14 protein-coding genes are annotated in these 14,480 nt (G+C 61.1%); 7 read left to right on the top strand and 7 right to left on the bottom strand.

Annotation, left to right across the window (positions count from 1 at the left end):
• Window positions 1–7: 7 nt before the first annotated feature.
• Window positions 8–895, bottom strand: coding sequence for a response regulator (locus tag AWB75_RS04255; protein ID WP_061122834.1), 888 nt, complete (start codon window positions 893–895; stop codon window positions 8–10).
• 406 nt (window positions 896–1,301) lie between these two features.
• Between AWB75_RS04255 and AWB75_RS04260 the strand changes: the two genes are divergently transcribed.
• Window positions 1,302–2,675, top strand: a complete 1,374-nt coding sequence (locus tag AWB75_RS04260) for a sigma-54 dependent transcriptional regulator (protein ID WP_061122835.1) — start codon at window positions 1,302–1,304, stop codon at window positions 2,673–2,675.
• 409 nt (window positions 2,676–3,084) lie between these two features.
• On the top strand, window positions 3,085–4,386 hold the full coding sequence (locus tag AWB75_RS04265) for an MATE family efflux transporter (protein WP_235011963.1): 1,302 nt from the start codon (window positions 3,085–3,087) through the stop codon (window positions 4,384–4,386).
• A 2-nt stretch (window positions 4,387–4,388) separates the two neighbouring features.
• Here AWB75_RS04265 and AWB75_RS04270 read toward each other — a convergent pair whose 3' ends face one another.
• Window positions 4,389–5,582: an acyltransferase family protein gene (locus tag AWB75_RS04270; protein ID WP_061122837.1), complete on the bottom strand. Its 1,194-nt coding sequence runs from the start codon at window positions 5,580–5,582 to the stop codon at window positions 4,389–4,391.
• Window positions 5,583–5,712: 130 nt separating this feature from the next.
• A complete protein-coding gene (locus tag AWB75_RS04275) occupies window positions 5,713–6,888 on the bottom strand; it encodes an alpha/beta hydrolase (protein ID WP_061122838.1) in 1,176 nt (391 codons plus the stop codon).
• A 187-nt stretch (window positions 6,889–7,075) separates the two neighbouring features.
• Between AWB75_RS04275 and AWB75_RS04280 the strand changes: the two genes are divergently transcribed.
• Window positions 7,076–7,957 (top strand): isocitrate lyase/PEP mutase family protein, encoded by an 882-nt coding sequence (locus AWB75_RS04280; protein ID WP_061122839.1) that lies wholly within the window; start codon window positions 7,076–7,078, stop codon window positions 7,955–7,957.
• A 7-nt stretch (window positions 7,958–7,964) separates the two neighbouring features.
• Here the strand turns inward: AWB75_RS04280 and AWB75_RS04285 are convergent, their stop codons facing one another.
• On the bottom strand, window positions 7,965–8,264 hold the full coding sequence (locus AWB75_RS04285) for a DUF4148 domain-containing protein (RefSeq protein WP_061122840.1): 300 nt from the start codon (window positions 8,262–8,264) through the stop codon (window positions 7,965–7,967).
• 225 nt (window positions 8,265–8,489) lie between these two features.
• Between AWB75_RS04285 and AWB75_RS04290 the strand changes: the two genes are divergently transcribed.
• The gene (locus AWB75_RS04290) at window positions 8,490–8,783 is read left to right on the top strand and encodes a DUF1330 domain-containing protein (protein WP_061123035.1); all 294 of its coding nucleotides are present in this window, start codon (window positions 8,490–8,492) and stop codon (window positions 8,781–8,783) included.
• Between the two features lie 37 nt (window positions 8,784–8,820).
• On the opposite strand, the gene AWB75_RS04295 is transcribed toward AWB75_RS04290, so the two are convergent.
• Complete coding sequence (locus tag AWB75_RS04295) at window positions 8,821–9,543, bottom strand: haloacid dehalogenase type II (RefSeq protein ID WP_061122841.1); 723 nt, start codon at window positions 9,541–9,543, stop codon at window positions 8,821–8,823.
• 191 nt (window positions 9,544–9,734) lie between these two features.
• On the opposite strand from AWB75_RS04295, the gene AWB75_RS04300 reads away from it, so the two are divergent.
• Together AWB75_RS04300 and AWB75_RS04305 are read left to right on the top strand one after the other, a co-directional pair.
• The gene (locus AWB75_RS04300) at window positions 9,735–10,445 is read left to right on the top strand and encodes an SDR family NAD(P)-dependent oxidoreductase (RefSeq protein ID WP_061122842.1); all 711 of its coding nucleotides are present in this window, start codon (window positions 9,735–9,737) and stop codon (window positions 10,443–10,445) included.
• A 78-nt stretch (window positions 10,446–10,523) separates the two neighbouring features.
• Complete coding sequence (locus AWB75_RS04305) at window positions 10,524–10,760, top strand: tautomerase family protein (RefSeq protein WP_061122843.1); 237 nt, start codon at window positions 10,524–10,526, stop codon at window positions 10,758–10,760.
• 66 nt (window positions 10,761–10,826) lie between these two features.
• On the opposite strand, the gene treA is transcribed toward AWB75_RS04305, so the two are convergent.
• The gene (treA, locus tag AWB75_RS04310) at window positions 10,827–12,476 is read right to left on the bottom strand and encodes an alpha,alpha-trehalase TreA (RefSeq protein ID WP_061122844.1); all 1,650 of its coding nucleotides are present in this window, start codon (window positions 12,474–12,476) and stop codon (window positions 10,827–10,829) included.
• Between the two features lie 134 nt (window positions 12,477–12,610).
• Window positions 12,611–13,504, bottom strand: a complete 894-nt coding sequence (locus tag AWB75_RS04315) for a helix-turn-helix domain-containing protein (RefSeq protein WP_061123036.1) — start codon at window positions 13,502–13,504, stop codon at window positions 12,611–12,613.
• A gap of 136 nt (window positions 13,505–13,640) precedes the next feature.
• On the opposite strand from AWB75_RS04315, the gene AWB75_RS04320 reads away from it, so the two are divergent.
• Window positions 13,641–14,480 (top strand): SDR family NAD(P)-dependent oxidoreductase, encoded by an 840-nt coding sequence (locus AWB75_RS04320; RefSeq protein ID WP_061122845.1) that lies wholly within the window; start codon window positions 13,641–13,643, stop codon window positions 14,478–14,480.

Consider the following 14,480-nt stretch of genomic DNA (forward strand, 5'->3'; position numbering starts at 1 on the left):
AAAGAAGTTACACCGGAAACGGATGAACGTTGTCCCCGCCCGACGATTCCAGCCACGCGCGCAGTTCCTCTCGCGCCTTGCGCGCGGAATCGAGTGCGCCCTGCACACGCGCCTCCAGCACGACGGATTTCGCCGGTTTCGCGATGACATCGGCCGCGCCGGCGTCGAGCGTGCACTGCTCGGTTGCGGCATCGCGCGCGTCGGCGAGCACGACGATGGGTACATGACCATACTGCGCCAGCAATGAACGCACGGCCTCGCACGGGTCATTGCAGCAGGCGGTGTCCAGCACGATAGCGTCCGGCTGTTTGCGTTCGGCGACACGCAGCGCGGCTTCGCAATCTGTCACCACGTCGACCGCGCCGATCGCTTCGAGCGCCTGACGGTGCGCCTGCGCGGTATCGCTCGCGAGGATGCCGAGCACGCGCACGCCGGTAGGTTTGGACACAGGCTTCGCGCCTTCGCGGTGCAAGCGCGCGTGCGCTTCCATCACACGACGCCGCAAACGAAGCTGTGCGCGCACGCGCGCCTGCAGGCGTGGCGCGACGAGCGGCTTGATGACATAGTCGGCCGCTCCCATGCGAAACGCATCGACTTCGAGCGCGGGCGCGTCGTGACTCGTGACGAAGATCACCGGTACGCGCGCGAGCTTTGCATCCTTCTTGAGGATCTCGCAGACATCGAAGCCCGTCATAGTGGGCAAGTTGGCATCGAGAAGAATGAGATCCGGCGTTGCTTCACGGGCCAGCGCGAGCGCAGCCTCGCCGGTGGTGGCAAAACGCTGGTCGGGAAATTCCGCCAGCATTTCGCCAAGGATGCGGATCGTGGCCGGATCGTCGTCGACGAGAAGCAAACGCGGCTGATACGTTGAAGTGGAGTTCTCTGTCTTAACCATGTTCGAACGGGTATTCATCAGACGATGACGCAGCCACAGACTTTACGCCTGCCGCGCGTGCGTCGCAATTCAGTAATCACAGTATTTATTATCTGATATTTCAGCGCTTCCAAATTAATTCATCGCTAGATTTCTCTGCTAGAGCGCACGTATTCATAAGTGGATAGGTAATTCATTCCGACACTTCGGCCACCGCTCGCCCAGTCAGCATAACCCGCCGCAGATAAAGCACGGATGTTCAACGCAATTCTGCACGATCGTCTCGCAAAAAATGCTATGACGTTTTTAATCAATTCCGCCGATCAATGTAAACATTCAAAATCGGCTTATCGTTTGCGAGCCTTTCAGCACTGACAGAACCGGGCGCATACTTGGCGCTACATCTAAAAAAGCCGGGAAAAGAGCCATGTACGGGGAAGCCAGGACACTCTATTTCGCTGGGCGGGCGGTTTCCGAGGATCTGTCCGAGCGCTTGCATGCGCGCGGGTGGACTATCGAGCGTATCGATCCGACCAAGCCACTCAAATCCGCCAGGCATGGCAAGCGTGCAGCCGCGGGCATCGTCGATCTGACGAGCCGGGGCTTTGCAAAAGAGGCGGCCACGCTCACCGGAATGCTCGCAAGCTATCAGATTGGCTGGGTCGCGGCGGTCGATGCCGAGCATGTCGACAGCCCTGATATTTGCCGTCTTATCCGCGACTTCTGTTTCGATTATGTGACGGTGCCCGCTTCCGCGGACCGACTCGTCGATGCGGTCGGGCACGCATACGGCATGGTGTCGTTGCACGATGCCGCCAGCAACGACCCGCGCAAGGACGACTGCAAGGAAGGCGGCATGGTCGGCTCCTGCGATGCGATGCAGGCGCTGTATCGCTCGATCCGCAAAGTCGCGATGACCGATGCACCCGTGTTCATTTCGGGCGAATCGGGCACGGGCAAGGAACTCACCGCGGTGGCGATCCATGAGCGTTCGGTGCGGCGCGATCATCCGTTCGTCGCCATCAACTGCGGGGCGATTCCCGCGCATCTGCTGCAATCGGAACTCTTCGGTTATGAGCGCGGCGCGTTCACCGGCGCGAATCAGCGCAAGATCGGCCGCGTGGAAGCAGCCGACGGCGGCACGCTCTTTCTCGATGAGATCGGCGACTTGCCGCTCGAAAGCCAGGCGAGCCTTCTGCGCTTCTTGCAGGAGCGCAAGATCGAACGCCTCGGCGGACAAGGCTCGACGCCTGTCGATGTGCGCATCATCTCGGCGACTCACGTCGACATGCAAACGGCGATGCTCGAAGGACGCTTCCGCGCGGACTTGTACCATCGCCTGTGCGTATTGCAGATCGACGAGCCGCCGCTGCGCGTGCGCGGCAAGGATATCGAACTGCTTGCGAATCACATGCTCGAACGCTTCAGAAAGGATGCAAGCCGGCGGCTGCGCGGCTTCGCGCCTTGCGCTATCGCGGCGATTCATAACTATGGCTGGCCCGGCAATGTGCGCGAGCTGATCAATCGCGTGCGCCGCGCCATCGTGATGTCGGAAGCGCGGCAGATTCTCGCAAGCGATCTCGAACTCGGCGAATATGCCGAAGCTGCGCCGATGACGCTCGCACAAGCGCGTGAAGCGGCCGAGCGGCAGGCGATCGAAGTCGCGCTGCTGCGCCATCGCGGACGCCTCGGTGAAGCGGCGGAAGAGCTGGGTGTGTCGCGCGTCACGCTGTATCGCATGCTGACGGCGTATGGTTTGCGAGCGAAAACGGACAGGCCGCTGGAGGCGTCGGGCGCTTAGCGTGTCGTTGCGTGCCGCGTGAATCATGATTCGCTTAAAAGCGCGGCGAGGAACCTTCATTCGCGTTCGTCACTCCAACCACCGCATCGTAATCGATGCATCGTGAAAGCCTGAAGCGGCATTCGCGCTTCTCGCGCCATTAGCCCCGTCATGCGTTTCCTCTCGTAGCCCGCTGGCGTATTCTCGCGCCGCCAGACCGCGCGCTACGCAGTCTTGTCTCATTCATATGCGGCTCGCCGGGCTTTTATCGGTGCGCCCATATCAGCGCTTTTGCGCCATGCCATAGCTCGACTCGCTCATCGAAGATGTCGCGTGCTGCGTTCTGGCGTGCCTAGCGAGTAACGTCGGGTTGTCAGTCATGGTCTCGCACAACAACACTTCCCTCGTTCGTCGATTCTCGAACTACGCAGTGCCTACCGTGCTCGCCGCATGGGTCTACTGCATGCATTCCGTCATCAGCGGCATATTCATTGGACGCCATGTCGGCGCCGATGCACTCGCCGCATTGAATCTGCTCGTCCCGTTGCTTTACCTGCCCTATGCGTTCAGCGTGATGATCGGTGTCGGCGGATCGACGCTCGTCTCGCGCCTGCTCGGCGAGCGGCGTGAGCGCGACGCCGCGGAAGCATTCACGCAGGCGCTATGGCTGCTCGTTCTGTGTGGCGTGGCGTTCACGCTTGCGATCCATTTTTATGCCGACACCTTCGTGCATTGGACCGGCGCCCGCGGCGAACTCGCATTGCTCGCGAAGACTTTCCTGCATGCTTATGCGCCGTTCGTCCTGTTTCCTACTGCATGCTATGCGCTCGAGCTCTTCTTGCGCATCGAAGGCGCGGCGAAGTTCGGGCTCGCGTGCCTGATCGCGGGCGGTATCGCCGATGTCGCGCTGACATGGTGGATGGTGAGCCACATGCAATGGGGCATGCGCGGCGCGGCCATCGCATCGGGCATCAGTCAGGCGCTCCCGTGCATGCCGATGCTGGCATATCACTTCGTCAAGGCGCAACGCGTTCGTCCCGTTGCGCGCGCATTTGCGCGGCTCGATCACGCGTGGCGGATGGCCTATAACGGCGTATCGGAGTTTCTGGGCGAGATCGCACCGAGCGTCACGCTCTTCGCCTTCAATCACGCGGTGCTGCGCTGGCTCGGCGATACGGGACTCGTCGCGTTCGCCGTCGTCGAATACATGACGATGATCGCATCCGTCACGATGGTCGCACTCGTGCAAAGCATGCAGCCGATCGTGAGCTTCGAGCGTGGCGCGCGCAATGAGCACGCGGTGACGCGCGCATTTTCCATCGGCATGACCGTGACGGCCGGCTTCGCGCTTGCTGCTGCCCTCGCCATTCTCACGCTCGCGCAACCCCTCGGCACGCTATTCCTCCCCGATAGTCCCGCAGCCCAGGCGTTGCTGCGTGACGCATTGCCGTGGTGCGCGCTGGCGTTCCTGCCCGCCGCGGTCAATGTCGCGATCAGCGGATATCTCACCGCCATCGAAGCGCCCCTTGCATCGATGATCGTCGCACTGCTGCGCAGTTGGCTATTGCTGTTGATGATGCTGTGGCTTCTCACCGAATGGCTCGGGCCACGCGGCATCTGGATGACCGTCGCCGTAACGGAAGTGGCGACGCTCGTTGCGAGCATCGTGTTGTATCGCACGCGAGGCCGGCGTGCGCATCTGTCCTTCCCTGCGACGCCGAACGCCACTTGACGCTATGCGTCGCGCGTCAGATGAAAACGACGATCGACCGATGCAAGCAGGCGTGCCGACAGGCGCGTCGCGCGTCCCTGAATCAGCCGGTCGGATACGCGTGACAGTCCATAAGAGACGGTGAGCACGGCGATCAGCGTCGCGCCGAACAGCGCCAGCGACGTTTCTCCATTCTTCTCGCCGAATGCGCGATCGAAGAAATGAAACGTCGCGTAGACGCAGATGAAGTGCCAAAGATAAATGCCATAGCTTTCGCGGCCGAGCGCGGCGGCGCAGCGGCGGATGAACGTGTTGAGCGGCGCTATTCGCGCATCGTCGCGATGCTTGCGGGCATGCCGCGAACAGACGAACAACAGAAACGCGACGGCGCTGCAAGCGGCGAACACAGGCGCGAGCGCATGCGCCTTGTCGAGCCATACGCCGAGTGCGCCTGTCATGAGCGCGAAGCCCAAAGCGAGCGAAAAATACAGCAACGATACGCGCTTCGTCACCGATGCGCCCAGCAAATGCGAACGGAATGCATACCACGCCCACATGCCGACGATGAAGCATGGCCCTTGCACAGGCGGCCAGAAATAGCTGAAGCTGTTGTTGGCGACGTTGCATTCGAGCGTGCCGTTGCAATCGCTCATCGACATGACGGCGAACGACATGCCGAGCAGCACGACGGTCGCCAGCAGCAGACGCACGCGGTTCATCGCCAGAAAGAACAGCAGCGGCGCAATCATGTAAAAGAGCATTTCCACGCCGATCGACCATCCTCCCGGCACAACGTTATTGATCGCCGTCGGCGAAAGCGCGTGGAGGAAGACCATGTTGAGCAGGATGTCCATCGGTCCGTGCGCACCGAGAACCCAGGCGCGCTCGACGCCCGAGCGCATAGCGCCGAAACTGATGAGGCCATAGATCGCAATCGCCGCGTAATACATCGGCGCTATGCGAAAAAAGCGTTTGATATAGAAGCGCAACGTGACATGACGGGCATCCGCGCAGCGCGCATGATCCATTTCCAGTGTCATGAAGATCGTGATCGCGCTGATCACGAAGAACAACTGCACGCCATATTGGCCCATGCGCGCCGCGAGCGTCACGGCGCCCGGCAGATTGGGAAACTGAAACGACAGGTGTACTGCGACCACCCCGACGATCGCGAGCGCCCGGCCTGCGTCGAGCGCGGCAACACGTCCTCTTTCCATCGAAACTCTCCTCGCGGTTGATGCCGACCTTCAAAGGCCGCGAGGCTCGTGGACAAGCGTGCTTTGCGCGAAGTTCCGTCAGACCGGCGTTATCGCGGCAACTCTTACATCAGGAAACGTATGGATACATTTACGCCGGTGCGTCCTGCCGCAGAAAGCGCAGAATGCGGCTCGCCACCGTGCGCGGCTGCTCCTGCTGCACCCAATGCCCCGCCCCTTCGATCAGATGCGTCGCGCGAAAGTCGGTACAGGTCAGCGCGCGCATCGCTTCGAAATCGCCGGGACGCTGGTAATAGCCCCAATCGCTCGCACCCGCGATGAAGCACGACGGCACGTCGATCGTGCGGCCCGACCAAAGGCGCAATCCATCCGCATAGCGTGGGTCGGTGCCGCAGCGATACCAGTTCAATCCGCCCTGAAATCCGGTACGCGCGTATTCGCCCGCATAGATATTCAAGTCGTGATCGGCGAGCCACGCGCATGCCGCGATCTGATCTGCATCCGGCATGTGCTCGGCGACGGTCTGCGGCATCGTGGCGTCGGCGTTCATCACGTAGTACGTCGGCAGCAACGCGAGTTGATCGGCTGTCACCGATTCGAGCGGATGCGGATGATTGCCTGCCCAGTCCGCACTCTTCACGTGATAGTACGCACGCAGGAACGCGGCGATTCCTTGCGGCGCATGCCGCATGTCGTCGTTGGCCTCCGCGCCCGAGTAATACCATTGATAGTGCTTGCGCGGCGGATCGAGCGACGCGAGCGACGCCACCGCTTCAGCCATGACGGACGGCGCCGTTTCGACCCGCGAGAGCGTTGCATCGTTTTTCGCCGTGTTGTACGGGAACGCGGGCGGCCCCGCGAACGGCGCGCTCATCATCACGACGGACGCGAATACATCGGGACGAATCAACGCGCACCACGCAGCGACGGGCGAACCGAAGTCGTGACCGATCACCGATGCAACCCTGCGATAACCCAAGGCCGACACCAGACCCAGCACGTCGCGCACGAGATTCGGGAAGGTGAATTCGTTCAGATCGGCGTCGAACAAGGCCGTGCCGCCGAGGGTGCGTCCATAACCGCGCTGATCCGGCGCAATCACATGAAAACCCGCATCCGCAAGCGGCTTCATGATCTTGCGCCAGCTAAAAGCGAGTTCGGGAAAGCCGTGCAGAAGCACGATGCAGGGCCGGCCAGGCGCATCGAATCCGGCTTCGAGCACATGCATCGAAAGGCCATTGCCATTGTCGATCATGCGCGAGCGGATGCCTTCAGGCAAAGGCAGATCGTTCAGCGGTTCGTTCATGTTTGTCTCCGATCGGGCAAGATCGTATCTTGCGATGCGTTCCTGCTTCGAGCAAGACCGCGAACCGATTCGCGTCCCGCTATGCACTCGAAATGCCCGCGTATGCGCGCATGAGCACCCGATAGCCGCACGCGATAACATTGCAGACAACGCCCCGAACACGAACTCCATTTCCGGAACCGAAGCCATGACCACTTCTTCCTCCCGCCGCCGCGCCGCCTTTCGCGAACGGGTCAACGCGCGGCGCGGCCTGCTATTGCCCGGCGCCTTCAACGCGATGAGCGCGCGCATCGTCGCCGATCTGGGTTTCGAAGCGATCTATATCACTGGCGCGGGCGTGACGAACATGTCGCTCGGCATGCCCGATCTCGGGTTCATGGGCCTTGCGGAAATCGCGGAGCATACGTCGCGCATTCGCGATGCGGTGGACCTGCCGCTCATCGTCGATGCGGATACGGGCTTCGGCAATGCGCTCAACGTGCGTCATACGGTACGCACGCTCGAGCGCGCGGGCGCCGATGCGATTCAGCTCGAAGATCAGGTGATGCCGAAGAAATGCGGCCATTTCGCGGGCAAAGCCGTGATCTCGACGAACGAAATGGTGGGCAAGATTCGCGCGGCCGTGGATGCGCGCGAAGACGATAACTTCCAGATCATCGCGCGCACCGATGCATGCGCGGTGGAAGGCTTCGATGCGGCGATCGAGCGCGCGCGCGCATTCGTCGATGCCGGTGCGGACATTCTCTTTGTCGAAGCGATCGAAACGCCGGAGCAGATCGCATCGCTGCCGAAGTTGCTCGATGCGCCGCAGCTCATCAACATCGTGATAGGCGGCAAGACGCCGGTCACGGATCAGGCGGATCTCGCGCGTCTAGGCTTCAGCCTCGTGCTGTATGCCAATGCGGCATTGCAAAGCGCCGTGCGCGGCATGCAGACGGCGCTCGGCGCTTTGAAATCGCAAGGACGGCTCGATGAAGATCCTGCCGTGGTCGCGCCGTTCGCCGAGCGTCAGCGGCTCGTCAACAAGCCGCTCTTCGACGAACTCGACCGCAAATACGCAGCCGATTGAGAACGTCTTAACGCGAGTACATTGCGTTCCAGTCGGATTGCGGCACGCGCGCCGCGCCGGACTGCGACGTGCCGTTAGCCGCGCCGCCATAAGCCGTCGCGCCATTGCGTGCAGCGAGCTTCGCCTCGGCCGCCTGGATCGCCTCGGGATAGTGCGCCTGATCGCCGTCGCCAACGTGATAACCCGCACTGGCCAGTTCAGCGAGCTCCGCACGCACCTGAGCGCGCGTGATCTGGCTTTGAGCAAACGAAGCCACGGGAATGACGAGAGCGGTCGCGACGACTGCCGCGCGGATGATCGACTTCATGATGAAACTCCAGTGTTTATGAGGTGCCTGGTTTCGAACATAGTGTTGTTCGAAGCAGTGACAGAAGTCTAAAACGCTGGTCCTTTCGGGTTAACCCCGAGCGCCGGAAAGCACCTTTCACGAAAACGCGCGGAATCGTCGCGCATTCTTCGAGCAGAAGAATTTGCTATGCTGGCCGCCGGACACCTCATGGCGCGAAGCGCCCGTCAAACACTGGAGATAAAGATGGCAAAAGGTTATTGGGTCAGCGTGTACAAGACGATCATTAAGCCCGAGCAGACCGCGGAATACGCGAAGATCGCAACGCAGGCCATTGCTGAAGGCGGCGGACGTCCTCTCGTTCGCGGCGTCGCGTCGATGACGCAGGGCGAAGGCGTCATCGAGCGCACGGTCGTGATCGAATTCGATTCGATCGACGCGGCTGTCGCCGCCTATAACAGCGCAACGTATCAGCACGCGCTGGAAGTGCTGGGCGATTCCGTGGTGCGCGACTTCCGTATCGTCGAAGGCGTCGCTTAAGGCTTTTATACCGGCCGATGTCGGCGGCGCTCGGGACTCAGGCGCCCACGGCATCGGCCAGTTCATTCATGTCGTTCGCGACGACATCCCAGTCGCTCTCGGCTTTCAGATCGACCGTCTGACCCGCACCGCGCTCATACGGACGCGCGACGAATGCCGTGCGCAAGCCGCATTTTCTTGCAGCGGCGAGATCGTCGTTATGCGCGGCGACGAGAGACACCTCTTCCGGTTTCAGCATCAACACTTCCGCGGTGCGCAGATACGCCTGAGGATCGGGCTTGTAAATCCGCGCGACTTCCGCACCGAGAATCGCATCCCAAGGCAAGCCCGCGCGTTTGGCCATATCCACCATCAGCCGGACATTACCGTTTGAAAGCGGCGCGATGATATGGCGGGCCTTCAACCTTTGCAGACCCGACACCGAATCCGGCCACGGATCGAGGCGATGCCACGCGAGATTCAATTCGTCGAGTTCTTCCGTGGCAATGCCATTCGGGTCGATGCCGAACTCAGGCAGCACATCCACGAGATTCTCGCGGTGCAGCACGTCGAGCCGCACGAAGGAGCGCTCGCCGCTGATGACCTTGCGCATCGCGGGCACATAGCGGCTGCGCCATGCATCGGCGAACGCTTCGGGCCGTGCGCCCGCCTCGCCATGTCGCCGCAGGAACGGCGCAGCCTCGCGCGCGACGCCGCCGCGCCAGTCGACCACGGTGCCGAATACGTCGAATACGAATGCCTTCACTTCAGACAAGGCCACGAGCTTTCTCCCTTTTCGATGAAACCGAAATCGTCTGATCCTAATGCACGGTACGCATTTGTTCCTCGCGCGCACGACTGATTGTCCACCGCGTGTGTACGCAACGAACCTCGAAAGGCCTAGATTACGACCCATCGGAGCCTTCGGTCCGATCCGCAACAGGCCCAACACATCATCTATCGAGGTTCATCATGAGCAACGCAAACAAAGTCGCTATTGTTACCGGGGCATCGCAAGGCATCGGCGCAGCAATCGTCAGTGCATTTCGCGCGCAAGGTTATCGCGTCGTCGCGACCGCCCGTTCGATTCAGCAGGCCGACGATCCGAATGTCATCGCCGTCGCCGGGGATATCGGTGATCGCGCCACCGCGCAGCGCGCCGTGGAAGCAGCCATCGCTAACTTCGGGCGCGTCGATACGCTCGTCAACAATGCAGGCATCTTCATCGCCAAGCCCTTCACGCAGTACACGCAGGAAGACTATGCCGCGATCCTCAACGTGAACGTGAACGGCTTCTTCCATATCACGCAACTCGCCATCGAGCAGATGGAAAAGAACAAGAGCGGGCATATCGTCAACATCACGACGAGTCTCGTGGATCATGCGGTAAGCGGCGTGCCTTCCGTGCTGGCCTCGCTGACGAAGGGCGGTTTGAATGCCGCGACGAAGTCGCTTGCGATCGAATATGCGAAGGCCGGCATTCGCGCGAATGCCGTGTCGCCCGGCATCATCAAGTCGCCGATGCACGCGCCCGAAACGCATGAAGCGCTCGGCGCCCTGCATCCGGTGGGCCATATGGGCGAAATGAGCGATATCGCCAATGCCGTGCTGTATCTCGATTCCGCGTCGTTCGTGACCGGCGAAATCCTGCACGTCGATGGCGGCCAAAGCGCGGGTCATTGATCGATTGCTTTGCCGCTTGCTGCTTGCGAACGCGCCCTTCGCGGGGCGCTTCGCAGTTTCCACTTCAAGGAGATCGCCATGCCGATCGTTACCATTCAAGTGACACGCGAAGGCAATAAACCGGGGACGAACGCCGTCACCGCCGATGAAAAAGCGCAACTCATCAAAGGCGTGAGCGAGCTGTTGCGTGATGTATTGAACAAACCGCTCGAATCCACGTTCGTCGTCATTCAGGAAGTGGAACTGGAGAACTGGGGCTGGGGCGGCTTGCCGGTGCCCGCGTATCGACGGCAAAAACAGGCGAAGGAAAGCTAGCGCAGCGCAGACCGGCAATGACATCGCCGCATGATGAAAGGCGGCGATGTCGATTGAATCGACGCTTTATTGCCCCGGCGCATAGAGATCGAGCAGTTTCAGCGTCACGCCGTTCGTCCATCCGAAGCCATCCTGCAACGGATACTCGCCGCCTCCTCCGCCGCCGGTTCCCTGGCCTTCCACGATGTACTTCTCGACGAGCTTTTGCTGCGTCTTGTAGACGTTATTCACGTCAGCAAGAAAACGCGTGCCGATCTGCTGTGCGAGGTCGCCGCGTCCATAGCGACGCAAGCCCTGCACCGCGATCCAGTGCAATGGCGCCCAGCCGTTCGGCGCGTCCCATTGCTGCGTCGTGTTGTACGTGGTCGTCGTGAGGCCGCCCGGTTTCAGCAACAACGCCTCGACGGTCTCCGCGGTCTTGTGCGCGCGCTCCGGCCACGCCGCGTTCGCAAAGAGCGGATACAGCATCGCCGCGGATGGATTGTTGCGCGGCTGCCCGAGCTTCCAGTCGTAATCGCCGTAGTAGCCGTTCTTGTTCCATAGATACCGGTTGATGCCGATGGCCCGCTTTGCCGCGTGTCCAACGAACTCGCCGACGCAACGGAAATCACGCGCCTCGCCGCAGCCGATGGCGATAGTCGTTTCGAGGTGGAACATCAGGCTGTTCAGATCGACGGGAATGATCGATGTCGTGCGTATCGTCGCGAGCGTCATGTTGTCGCCGAACCAGCGCGAGCTGAAATCCCAGCCGCTTTCGGCCGCCGCGCGCAGGTCGCGATAAACCTCGTTCGCCGGGCGGTTCGTGACCTGCTTCGCCGTGTTCACGTCTTCCAGATACGACTCGTCGCGCGGCGTATCGCGCTCGTCCCAATAACGATTGAGCACCGTCTTGTCCGGCAGCATCACGACATTGCGCACCGCGTCGCCCGGTTGCAGCGCATTCGCGCCCTGCATCCAGTAGTCGTGTTCGCGGCGCAATTGCGGCAAATACTTCTGATAGACGCGCCCGCCTTCCTTGTGCGCGGCAAGTTCGACCATGTAGGAGAAGAACGGCGGCTGCGACCGGCTCACGTAATACGTGCGATTGCCGTTTGGAATATGCCCGATGGTATCGATCAGATACGCGAAGTTATCGAGCATGTCGTCGACGAGATCTTCGCGGCCCGCTTCCTGAAGACCCAGCATCGTGAAATAGGTGTCCCAGTAGTAACCTTCTCGAAAGCGTCCGCCCGGAACGACGTACTGCTTCGGCATCGGAATCAGCGAGCTGTTGAGCGGCACGTTCGCGGTCGTCGTCAAACGGGTGAGCTCGGGCCAAAGCCAGTCGATATGCTCACGCAAGCTCTGATTCTTCGGTGGCGTGATGATCTGGTCCGTCGGCGGCGTGAAGTATTGCGCGACGAAATCCTTGAGCACGAAGCCCGGCGCCAGTTTCTGCTGTTGATAAGCCTGCACGATCTGCGCGGGATCGATCTTGGGCACCGCATCGACGAACGTCTTCTGATCGGGATATACGCCTCCCGTCTGCACGGCCACGAAGAGATCGCCGTATAACTCGCTGGGCGGAGGCGGCAGCGCATAACCCGTTTGCGCGTCGGCATAAGCCAGCGTGGTGGCGGCGCTCAACACGAGCCAGGCGCTCAGCATTCGGTGCGCCTTGAACCGGAAACGCCGCGATGCCTCATGCGCCGCGCGATGCAATGACAGTGCGATCATGCTCCCTCCTCGGAAGGGTGATTGAACCGGACTGGTCTCGCTCGGGCCGCGTTTGGTCTTTTTATTTTCAAAGCACGGCGAAGCTTCGCACGCTTGCAAGCCCGTGGCAACCCTCGAATGCGAGCGCGCGTCTGCTATTGGATAGCCAGCGCCTTGTGCGCCTCGGCCTGGAATTGCGTCGGCGTCACGCCGGTCTGCTTGCGGAAATAGCGGCTGAAATACGCGATATCGGAGAAACCGAGCCCATGCGCGATCTGCTTGACCGACATCGTCGAATAGACGAGATCGCGCTGTGCTTCGCGTACGAGATGCTCGTTGATCATCGCAAGCGGCGAGCTCGATATTTCCTCGCGGCAAATGCGTCCGAGCTGCGTAACAGTCATGCCGAGCTTGTCCGCATAGAACTCGACCGGTCGATGCTCGCGAAAATGCGCGGCCACGAGTTGCCTGAAGCGCTTGATCTGCTGCGCGCGTCTTTCCGTCGATGCAACGCTCGGCGCCGACGCACTCTCGCACATGCGCGCCACCTGCACGAAAAGTGCAATCAACAGCGACATGCCCGCCGCCATGTGGCCGCGATCCGTTGCGCGAAACTCTTTCTCCAGCAATTCGAGGATCGGCACGAACGCGCTCTCCTTCACCGACTGAGCGCTGACGCGGGACACGCCCGCACGCTGCAGAATGGGAATGAGTCCCGGCGCCGCGATCGATGCAAGCGCTTCGATTGATCTTTGCGCGACGGTCACGACGAGACCATCGACGTCCGGCGCGAAGTTGAATCCATGCACCGTTTGCGCGGGCAACATGATGACGCACGGCGGCACGATCTCGATCATGACGTTCTCGATCAGCACTTCTCCGCCGCCGCCGCGAATGTACAGAAATTGCAAGAGCGCGTCATGCCGATGCGCGTCGATATGCCAGTCGTTCGGCGCACTGCGCTCGACGATCCATTCGAAGTTGAACGCGTCATACCACGGCGGACGCGCCGATTCCCCGTACAAGTTGTAGTTAGGGATTTTCCTCATGTCGTGCATCTCCTGATGCACAAATTGTCCTGTTGTCTGCTGCCTTTGTCCAATTTTTCGTGCGCGGCCGTGAATATACTTTTTTCACGGCGAAAGGTAATTGCGCCTTCGCATCGAATGGACTCAGGAGACAAGGATGACTAATCAGGTTGCGCGGGATCACACCGCGCCGCATTGGCTCGGCCTCGAATCGAGCACCTGTGTAGTGACGGGTGCGGCGGGCGGCATCGGCCGCGCCATTGCAAAGACTTTCGCCGATGCAGGCGCACGCCTCGCGTTGCTCGATCGCGATGAAGCAGGTTGTCATGAAGCGGCCGAAGCGCTGCGTGCAAATGGCGTGGATGCAATAGCCCTTGCCTGCGATATCGCCGATGCAGCGAGCGTGAATCGCGCACGCGATCACGTCGAACGCAAATTCGGCCACGCCGACGTGCTCGTCAATAACGCGGGCCTGCTGAGAGCGGGCGGAATCGAGGATATCGGGCTCGATGCGTGGAACGCGATGCTCGCCGTCAATCTCACGGGCTATATGTTATGCGCGCAGGCATTCGGGCGCGGCATGCTCGCTCGCGGCGCGGGCAGCATCGTGCATATCGCCTCGGTCGCGGCGCATCATCCGCAAACATGGAGCGGCGCGTATAGCCCAAGCAAGGCCGGCATCGCCATGCTGTCACGGCAAATCGCCGCCGAATGGGGCGCGCGCGGCGTGCGCAGCAACACGATATGCCCCGGCATGATCCGCACGCCGCTATCAAAGGCGTTCTATGAGCAAGGCGATGTCGAAGCACGCCGCAGCGCGATGACCGCAAGCCGGCGCATCGGCGAACCGGGTGATATCGCAGAGGTCGTCGCATTCCTTGCAAGCCGTCGCGCGGCTTATGTGAACGGCGCGGAGCTTGCCGTCGACGGCGGCTTCGAATGCATGCTGATGGATCTCGTTCCGCGTCCGGGCTTCGAAGCGGCGCGCACTGCCTGA

Origin of the sequence: Caballeronia catudaia (genome assembly GCF_001544755.2) — a bacterium.
GTDB lineage: Bacteria > Pseudomonadota > Gammaproteobacteria > Burkholderiales > Burkholderiaceae > Caballeronia > Caballeronia catudaia.

Excerpts from the sequence above, each read along its gene's own strand:
- AWB75_RS04255 (WP_061122834.1), bottom strand. The coding sequence starts at position 895 with ATGGTTAAGACAGAGAACTCCACTTCAACGTATCAGCCGCGTTTGCTT.
- AWB75_RS04260 (WP_061122835.1), top strand. The coding sequence starts at position 1,302 with ATGTACGGGGAAGCCAGGACACTCTATTTCGCTGGGCGGGCGGTTTCC.
- AWB75_RS04270 (WP_061122837.1), bottom strand. The coding sequence starts at position 5,582 with ATGGAAAGAGGACGTGTTGCCGCGCTCGACGCAGGCCGGGCGCTCGCG.
- AWB75_RS04275 (WP_061122838.1), bottom strand. The coding sequence starts at position 6,888 with ATGAACGAACCGCTGAACGATCTGCCTTTGCCTGAAGGCATCCGCTCG.
- AWB75_RS04280 (WP_061122839.1), top strand. The coding sequence starts at position 7,076 with ATGACCACTTCTTCCTCCCGCCGCCGCGCCGCCTTTCGCGAACGGGTC.
- AWB75_RS04285 (WP_061122840.1), bottom strand. The coding sequence starts at position 8,264 with ATGAAGTCGATCATCCGCGCGGCAGTCGTCGCGACCGCTCTCGTCATT.
- AWB75_RS04290 (WP_061123035.1), top strand. The coding sequence starts at position 8,490 with ATGGCAAAAGGTTATTGGGTCAGCGTGTACAAGACGATCATTAAGCCC.
- AWB75_RS04300 (WP_061122842.1), top strand. The coding sequence starts at position 9,735 with ATGAGCAACGCAAACAAAGTCGCTATTGTTACCGGGGCATCGCAAGGC.
- AWB75_RS04305 (WP_061122843.1), top strand. The coding sequence starts at position 10,524 with ATGCCGATCGTTACCATTCAAGTGACACGCGAAGGCAATAAACCGGGG.
- treA (WP_061122844.1), bottom strand. The coding sequence starts at position 12,476 with ATGATCGCACTGTCATTGCATCGCGCGGCGCATGAGGCATCGCGGCGT.
- AWB75_RS04315 (WP_061123036.1), bottom strand. The coding sequence starts at position 13,504 with ATGAGGAAAATCCCTAACTACAACTTGTACGGGGAATCGGCGCGTCCG.
- AWB75_RS04320 (WP_061122845.1), top strand. The coding sequence starts at position 13,641 with ATGACTAATCAGGTTGCGCGGGATCACACCGCGCCGCATTGGCTCGGC.